This is a genomic window from Mycobacterium sp. NPDC003449, assembly GCF_053588415.1.
The window spans coordinates 1-1,861 of record NZ_JBSFPX010000361.1; the positions used below are offsets into that span (position 1 = coordinate 1).

At 66.0% G+C, this 1,861-nt stretch carries 1 protein-coding gene and 1 pseudogene; one reads left to right on the forward strand and one right to left on the reverse strand.

The features are described 5' to 3' along the window. Positions 1-1,038: pseudogene (locus ACWDTP_RS38290) on the forward strand (cytochrome c oxidase subunit I); the annotation flags it as partial. A 27-nt stretch (positions 1,039-1,065) separates the two neighbouring features. Here ACWDTP_RS38290 and ACWDTP_RS38295 read toward each other — a convergent pair. Next, positions 1,066-1,809, reverse strand: coding sequence for a helix-turn-helix transcriptional regulator (locus ACWDTP_RS38295; protein ID WP_450028419.1), 744 nt, complete (start codon positions 1,807-1,809; stop codon positions 1,066-1,068). Between the last annotated feature and the right edge of the window lie 52 nt (positions 1,810-1,861).

Consider the following 1,861-nt stretch of genomic DNA (forward strand, 5'->3'; position numbering starts at 1 on the left):
TGACCTCGGCGCTGTTCGGCCTGGCCGCCGACCGCCACCTCGGCGCGCATCTACGACCCGGCCAACGGCGGCGTGTTGCTGTGGCAGCACCTGTTCTGGTTCTTCGGCCACCCCGAGGTGTACATCGTCGCGATCCCGTTCTTCGGCATCATCACCGAGATCGTTCCGGTGTTCAGCCGCAAACCGGTCTTCGGGTACGTCACGATGGTTTACGCCACCGTGAGCATCGCAGCGTTGTCGACGGCGGTGTGGGCGCACCACATGTTCGCCACCGGCGCCGTACTCCTGCCGTTCTTCTCCTTCATGTCGTATCTGATCGCCGTGCCGACCGGGATCAAGTTCTTCAACTGGATCGGCACAATGTGGCACGGCCAGTTGACCTTTGAGACACCCATGCTGTTCTCGGTCGGGTTCATGGTCACCTTCCTGCTCGGCGGCCTGTCCGGGGTCATGCTGGCCAGCCCGCCGATCGACTTCCACGTCACCGACACCTATTTCCTGGTCGCACACTTCCACTACGTGCTGTTCGGCACGATCGTGTTCGCCACCTACGCGGGCATCTACTTCTGGTTCCCGAAGATGGCCGGCCGGCTGCTCGACGAACGCCTGGGCAAGCTGCACTTCTGGCTGACCTTCATCGGCTTCCACACCACCTTCCTGGTCCAGCACTGGCTGGGTAACGAGGGCATGCCGCGCCGCTACGCCGACTACCTGCCCAGCGACGGGTTCACCACGCTGAACATCGTCTCGTCGATCGGGGCATTCACCCTCGGGGTCTCGATGATTCCGTTCGCCTGGAACATCTTCAAGAGCTGGCGCTACGGCGAACCGGTGGTCGTCGACGATCCGTGGGGCTACGGCAGCTCCCTGGAGTGGGCCACCAGCTGCCCGCCGCCGCGGCACAACTTCACCGAGCTGCCCCGGATCCGTTCCGAGCGCCCGGCGTTCGAGCTGCACTACCCGCACATGTCCGAGCGGATCCGCGCGGAGTCCCACGTCGCCCGCCGCCGGCACCTGAGCGTTTCCGCGGGCGGCTGAACCGAATTCGAGGTCGTGGACACCCGTTTACGTCGACGGTTGCCCGGCCAGTCGGGCCAGGCAGAGTTCCGGTTCGACGAACGGATCGAGCCGGGCCGAGACGCCCTCGTCGAGCAGGCCCTGCAGCAACCCGAGGTGGATGCGGCACCCGACTTCCGGATGTGCGCGGGCCAATTGCCGTACCGGGCAGGCGTGTAACCGTACGACCCGCTCTCGCCCGAGTGCCGGTTCGCCCTCGGTCGACAGCGACGCCGACGGCTCGGACTCCGCCGCCAACCTGGGGTCGAAACCCATTCGGTCGAAGACCGCGGTGGCGCGGGTCGCGCTCCGGTCCAGCGGGTCGGATGTGTCCGCGGCATCCCCGTCGTCGGGGTCCTCGAACGGTTGCGTTCCCGCGATTCGGGCGGCCCATCGCTGTCCGACGGCCTGGGCGCGCCGGGCGCGGGTGTGAGCCGTCGCGCCCAGTTCCATCGCGAGCACCTCGGCGAGGATTCGATAGTTCAGGCGTTCCTGGATGGCGCGGTATCCGGTGCGGGGGCGTCCCACACCGTCCCGGTTCATCCGGGTGCGCTCGACCGCTCCCTGTTCGCACAACGCGTCGAGGTGGAAACGCACCGTGGTGACATGCAGTCCGATGCGGGCGGCGAGGTCGGCGGCGTCGATCTCATCGCCGTGGTCGCGCACCAGCTGCAGAATCCGTTCACGTTGCCGGTTGCGCGGCAGTCGATCTCGCCGGCTGCGCCCGGCCGAGGAGTCGGTTTCGTCGTCCACCTCGCGTCCTTACTCTTCTTATATTTAGAGGATATACTTCCTTTATATTACT